Consider the following 5571-nt stretch of genomic DNA (forward strand, 5'->3'; position numbering starts at 1 on the left):
TACCTCGCCGGCCTCCACCTCCGCGCCGCGATGATCTGGATCGACGACCTCCTGAAGGTCGCCGACTGATCACAACATCACACAGGCCCTAGCGGTGTCGGTGCTGGCCGTTGAGGAGCGAGCGCAGGACGACGGCGCACACGGCGACAGACGTGGCGGTGACGGCGACGGCGAGGAGCATGGAGACCAGGACCGTGCCGACGACCAGGACGGCTCCGGTGCCACCGGCGACAACCACGGCCAGGCCACCCGGGGTGAAGGAGGACCGGGCGGGGACCGGAGCGGTGGCCGGGACGTGGTGGTGGTCGCAGACCGACGGGTGAGCGGTGGTGTGGGGCTCGATGTCCCCCATGGTGGTCGTCCGGACGAGCGGGGCGACGATGCTGGTCGGGAGCGGGTTGGCCGGGATGCGCGGCTGGAACATGACGGTTCTCCCTACTTGGTGACCGTGTGGTCGATGAGCGGGGCCAAGACGCTGTCCGCGAGGAGGTAGCCGCCGAGGAGGATCACGGCGACGAGCCACCAGGGCGGGCGGATCAGCTTGATTCCGAGGCCACCGACGACGATCAGGGCGAGCCAGAGCGGGACGTCCATGACGCGAGACTCCTTCGAGGTCAGCGGGGCTTGCAGCGGTGAGTACGGGCGGCGAGCTGGGCGGCCGAGGACTGGAGTACTCGGCGGACCAGCCACAGCCGTCAGCCGTGCACACGGCGGCGTACCTGGTACGGCCGTGGCGGTCGCGGCGGGTACCGATCTGCACCGGGCCGATCCGCATCACGGAGTGGAAGTGGTCGCGAGCGGCCATTTCTCAGACCTCCCTGGTGAAGTCGGAGGTGTGGTCGACGAGCCACTGACGGATCTCGGCCGACTCGAACTCGTCGGCGGCGAGGATCACCGGCTCGGCGGTGGCCATGGCTTCCACCAGGCGGTTGTTCCGGGTCAGCTCGGCGGCGTGCTCCAAGGCGTGCCGGGTCGAATCGTGCATGGTCGATCTCCTTCTCAGGTGAGTTGGGAGGCGATGGCGTCGGCCAATTGGGGCGGGACACCGAGGCGGGCGCGCAGTGTGTCGGTGTCGATCGGGGCACCGGTGCGGGCGCGATGGTCGTCTGCGACCTTCCGCGCGTGAGCGACCAGCGCGGCCGGTACGGGTGCCGTCGGCGCAGGCGCGGGGGTGGTGTCGGTGGCGGGCGGTAGTTCTGCCGGTTCGGGCGCGGCTGTCGGCTCCACCTGCTCGATCACCTCTGAGGCGGCGGGCGTCGACTCGCTCGACACAGGTGTCGACGCCGGACTGGGGGAGTGGACGAGGAGGGTGCCGCCGAGGAAGGCGAGGGCGGGCCAGCCCGCGACGAGGATGCGCAGCCAGTCGGGGACGTGGCCGAGGTCGAGGAGGCCGACGGTGGCTACGTTCGCACCGAGCGATGCGACCAGGGCGACGGTGAACCAGGTCCAGGCCGAGTGGGCGGGGACACCAGCGGCTCGCGAGATCCGCAGCCGTCGCCAAGCCGCGACGAGCAGGAGATCCACCGAGACCGGGTAGGCCCACGCCTTCCAACCGGACTGCCCGGCAGCCGCAGCCAGGTCGTGGAGGTGAGCGAAGGACAGGGCACCGGCGATCACGGCTTGTACGAGGACGGCGTCCGGTCGGCGGATGGGACGCATGGCGGGTCCTCCTTCCGGTTTCGGGCATGAGCGGGGTAGGGACCTGGCGTGGTGCGGTCACGCCGCCGTGGAACGAGGGGGATTCAGGCGACCGTGGGAGCCGTGACGGTCGAGGGCGCCGCGGCCTTGCCCAGAGGCGGCAGGACGGGCCGGAAGGCGTCCAGTGCGAGGATCTCGGGCGTGCGGTGGGCGTGGGAATTCGCGATGTTCACGGCACGTCGGAGCGTGAGGTGGGGAGTACGGATACGGACCCACCCACCAGAGGAGTCACCGGCGACAGCGGTGCCGGGGCGGTCGGTGCGGATCTGGATCGTGGCGAGCACGGCGTCCGGGGCGATGTCGCCGAAGGCCATGTTGGCGCTGGTCTCGTCGTTGACGCGGTGGGCGGTGCGGCCGGTGAGCTGGGCGCGAAGCATGGTGATGCCCTTGCCGAGCTCGGAGCCGAAGCGCTGCCCGCAGATCTCCAGGTAGATGCCGGCGGCACGACCGAGCTGGGCGAGCCGGACCAGGGCGGTGATGATCCGGTCGCGTCGCTTCTCTTCGTCCTTCGTGGCGAAGAGGGCGAGTTCGGCGACCTCATCGACCAGGAGCACGATCGGGGTCGGTCGCAGGTGGTCGGGCAGGTCCCAGATGTCGGCGGTGATCTCCGCATCCAGCAGATCCGCACTCAACCTCTGCTCACGACGGATCAGTTGATAGACCTCCATCATGTGCTCGACGAGCGCGTCGAGGAGGTCGGCGGCGGTGTCAGGATTGTCAGCCAATGCGGTGAACCGCCTTGCGAGCGGGGCGAGTTCGACTCCCTGCTTGCAGTCGATCCCGACCACGGCGACGTCCAGCTTGGCGAGCGCGGCGACGAGGTTGCGCTGATAGACGGACTTCCCGGACTGGGTGGCACCGACGTTCAGCGCGTGCGGGGTCTGGCGGTAGTAGACCTCGCCGTCCTCCCGCATGGCGACCGGGACCCGCATCACACCGGAACGGGCGACGGTGGGCATCTGAACCCTCTTGAGTACGTCGTATCCGGTCATCCGCAGTTCGACCACACCCGAGCGGACCTCCCGGGCGGTGACGTTCTGCATGACGAACGAGTGCCGGAGCCGGTCCGAAGCGGCGGAGAAGTCGAAGGCGTCCTGGCCGGGACGCAACTTCACGCGGACCACCAGTCCGGTACGGGTGACCCGGATCCGCAGGACGCGAGGCGCTCGGGAATCAGGGATGGGGCGATCGATCACCCGGGCGAGTGCCAGGCGCCACCGCGCGGGCGGAACGGTCAGCCCGCACGCGTCCATGACCGACCTGTAGCGGACGAGAACCCGCGCCACGGCGAAAGCGACCCCGAAACCCATCCAGTACCAGGCCGGACGCTGCCACCGGAGCAGCAGCGCGACTGTGGCGACCAGGGCGATGGCGACCGTTAACGCGGTCACGGATCAGCCCACCCGCGCGGCGACGAGCGAGGTGACCGCGACGGCACGGAAGCTGATGCCGTGGCGCTTCTGGCCGTTGAACTCGTTCTCCCACGGCCGGGCGACGACGCCGGTCAGCGCGACCGGGGTGCCCATCGCGAGCTCCTCGGAGATGCCGGTCTTCGGCACGGTGAGGTTCAGGATCTCGGCGTTGCCGCCCATGACGAACATGACGTCGACCGTCATCAGCGGGGTACCGGTGTCGCGGTCGGTGGCGATCTCGCCGGTCTGGCGGTTCGCGACCTTGGGGGTCGGGGGCTGGGCCACCATCACCATCGCGGCGGAGGTGTCGACGGGAATCTGACGCACAGTGGATCACTCCTCTATACAGGCTGGACTCCTTCACTCATGTATATGAGTTACATGAAGAAGAGTGCCCTACTCCTATACATGAGTCAACCCGCTAGGGAAGGAATCCGCAGCGGGTCGACGGGAGTTGAGCGTGCGTCAGTCGGATGCGGAGATCCGGTACTGGAAGACGAACTGGTCAGCGGCCATGAGGGTGTCGCAGACCTCCACGACCCTCCCCTTCTTCGTCACGGCATCCCGCAGCAGGTGCACCACGGGAGCGCCGGGGCTCAGGGCCAGCTCTGACGACTCCGCCTTGGTGGCCGGGCGAGCCTGGAGCGTCTCCACGAACTCGGCGAAGGTGTGGCCGTGGTCTTCGAGCCTGGCGTAGATGCCGCCGGGGCCGGGGTTCTCGGCGAACAGTTCGGGGATGTCCTTCACGATGTCCCACGGCAGGTACGACGAGGCGGTCTCGACGGGCGTCCCGTTCCGGAAGTGCAGCCAGCGTCGGGCCAGCACCTGCACCCCCGCGTCGACGCCGAGCCGGGCAGCGATGTCCGCCGGTGCCTCCATGGGCCCGATGAAGAGGACGCTCACCTTGGCCGTGGCGCCGGACTGCTCGGACTCGGCGAGGTACGCGGCCTTACCGCCGCGGCGATGCGAGGCGTGGAAACGGTCGGACGAACGGAGCCGCACGGGGGGCCGGTCCTTCACGATCGACCCCTTGCCGTGCCGGGTCTCGACGAGCCCACTGGCCCGTACCTCCACCATGGCTTTACGGATCGTTCCTCCCGCGACTCCGTACCGCTCAACTAGCTCGGACTCGCTGGGCACCATGTCGCCGGGCTTCAGCACTCCGGACCGGATCTGCTGGACGATGTCGTCCGCGATCTGCACATACCGAGGTACGGCCTTGCCGACTCCTGCTGAAGTTTCCACGGTCCTACTCACTCTCCTATGCTCCTGTATATGAGTAATGGGAGCGCTGGATCAAAGTCAACGCCACTCCACTCGGTGTCCGTGGCCGGAGCGGTAGTGCGCGAAGACGGGCGTCTCCTGGCGATCCGCCGAGCGGACAACGGTAGGTGGGAGCTCCCGGGCGGAATCCTCGAACTCACCGGGGCCCCGGAAGCGGGCGTCGCCCGCGAGGTCCTGGAGGGGACGGGCATCCACGTCGAGGTGGACGAGCTGACCGGCGTCTACAAGAACACGACGCGCGGCATCGTCGCCCTGGTCTTCCGCTGCAAGCCGTCCGGCGGCGTCGAGCGCACCTCGGACGAGTCCACCGCGGTCGACTGGCTCACGCCGACCGAGGTCGAGGAACGGATGGCGGAGGTCTACGCGATCCGCCTCTTGGACGCCCTGGACGGCAACGGCCCCCACGTCCGAAGCCACGATGGCCGCCACCTCTTGGGCACGTCCGCATGACCGGCGCGAAGCCCATCAGCGAGTGGCGCGACGTCTATGACTTCCTGGACCAGATCCGCATACGGCCGGGGATGTTCGTGCGCGGCGGTTCCCTCCTGGAGCTCCAGGCAATGCTGTACGGCTACCGAGTCGCATCCGAGATCCACGGCCCCCAAGCCATGACGGACTTCGAGCACCAGGGCCCGTTCGCCGAGCGGCTGTGGCCACGGCTTGGCCACGCGTATGCCAGCCCCTTGGGGTGGGCGATCGAGATCACGAAGGCCGCGGAAGCAAGCGATAGGGCAGGCATCGACCTGTTCTTCGACCTGCTGAGCGAGTTCAAGGCGGAACGAAGCCCGCAAGTGCGGTAAGACTTTCTCTACTTCATCAAGGGCGCTTCCGCCGCCTAGGCGGCGTCGCGCGCCCGTCGCCCCGGGCCTGCGCTCCTGTCTCCGCCCCGCTCTGGCCCGGACCGCCGGCCGCGCGCCAATGGGCTGAGGCTCGATGCGGATGCACATGGCCTGAGCCGTCGGTTCCCCGTCAAAGACCCATGCCTCCGGCGGGGGCGCTCCGACTCCGGGATGACCGGGGCCCGTCCTGCGACTGCCGGCCGGTTCGTGGTGCGGGTGGGGAGCTGTCATCCCGTCTGCCGCCGACCCAGGCAAGCCATAGCGGACCAGGCTTCTGGGGCCCAGGTGGAGCGCCCAGCTGGGCGCTCCACCTGGGCCCAGGCTCTTATAAACATAAC

The 5571-nt window shown here is 68.7% G+C and carries 9 protein-coding genes and 1 pseudogene; 2 read left to right on the plus strand and 8 right to left on the minus strand.

Annotated elements, in window-relative coordinates:
- Window positions 1-88: 88 nt before the first annotated feature.
- The 8 genes and pseudogenes from ACFXGN_RS32605 to ACFXGN_RS32640 form a co-directional block, all read right to left on the minus strand.
- The gene (locus tag ACFXGN_RS32605) at window positions 89-424 is read right to left on the minus strand and encodes a SpdD-like protein (RefSeq protein WP_384866030.1); all 336 of its coding nucleotides are present in this window, start codon (window positions 422-424) and stop codon (window positions 89-91) included.
- An 11-nt stretch (window positions 425-435) separates the two neighbouring features.
- Window positions 436-594 (minus strand): hypothetical protein, encoded by a 159-nt coding sequence (locus ACFXGN_RS32610; protein ID WP_384866032.1) that lies wholly within the window; start codon window positions 592-594, stop codon window positions 436-438.
- A 20-nt stretch (window positions 595-614) separates the two neighbouring features.
- Window positions 615-805, minus strand: a pseudogene (locus ACFXGN_RS32615) (mobile element transfer protein).
- A 3-nt stretch (window positions 806-808) separates the two neighbouring features.
- Window positions 809-985, minus strand: a complete 177-nt coding sequence (locus ACFXGN_RS32620) for a hypothetical protein (RefSeq protein WP_384866034.1) — start codon at window positions 983-985, stop codon at window positions 809-811.
- 14 nt (window positions 986-999) lie between these two features.
- Window positions 1000-1659 carry a DUF2637 domain-containing protein gene (locus ACFXGN_RS32625; RefSeq protein ID WP_384866036.1) on the minus strand — a complete coding sequence of 220 codons (660 nt, stop codon included), beginning with the start codon at window positions 1657-1659 and terminating at the stop codon, window positions 1000-1002.
- 83 nt (window positions 1660-1742) lie between these two features.
- On the minus strand, window positions 1743-3089 hold the full coding sequence (locus tag ACFXGN_RS32630) for an FtsK/SpoIIIE domain-containing protein (protein ID WP_384866038.1): 1347 nt from the start codon (window positions 3087-3089) through the stop codon (window positions 1743-1745).
- A 3-nt stretch (window positions 3090-3092) separates the two neighbouring features.
- Window positions 3093-3437 (minus strand): hypothetical protein, encoded by a 345-nt coding sequence (locus tag ACFXGN_RS32635; RefSeq protein WP_384866040.1) that lies wholly within the window; start codon window positions 3435-3437, stop codon window positions 3093-3095.
- 138 nt (window positions 3438-3575) lie between these two features.
- Window positions 3576-4313, minus strand: coding sequence for a GntR family transcriptional regulator (locus ACFXGN_RS32640; RefSeq protein WP_384866046.1), 738 nt, complete (start codon window positions 4311-4313; stop codon window positions 3576-3578).
- A 60-nt stretch (window positions 4314-4373) separates the two neighbouring features.
- On the opposite strand from ACFXGN_RS32640, the gene ACFXGN_RS32645 reads away from it, so the two are divergent.
- Both ACFXGN_RS32645 and ACFXGN_RS32650 read left to right on the plus strand, forming a co-directional pair.
- Entirely contained in the window at window positions 4374-4844 is a 471-nt protein-coding gene (locus tag ACFXGN_RS32645; RefSeq protein ID WP_384866042.1) for an NUDIX domain-containing protein, read from the plus strand.
- Window positions 4841-5194 (plus strand): hypothetical protein, encoded by a 354-nt coding sequence (locus ACFXGN_RS32650; protein WP_384866044.1) that lies wholly within the window; start codon window positions 4841-4843, stop codon window positions 5192-5194. Before ACFXGN_RS32645 ends, ACFXGN_RS32650 begins: the two co-directional genes overlap by 4 nt.
- Window positions 5195-5571 lie beyond the last annotated feature (377 nt).

Source organism: Streptomyces sp. NPDC059247 (assembly GCF_042754005.1).
In the GTDB taxonomy this organism is placed as follows: domain Bacteria; phylum Actinomycetota; class Actinomycetes; order Streptomycetales; family Streptomycetaceae; genus Streptomyces.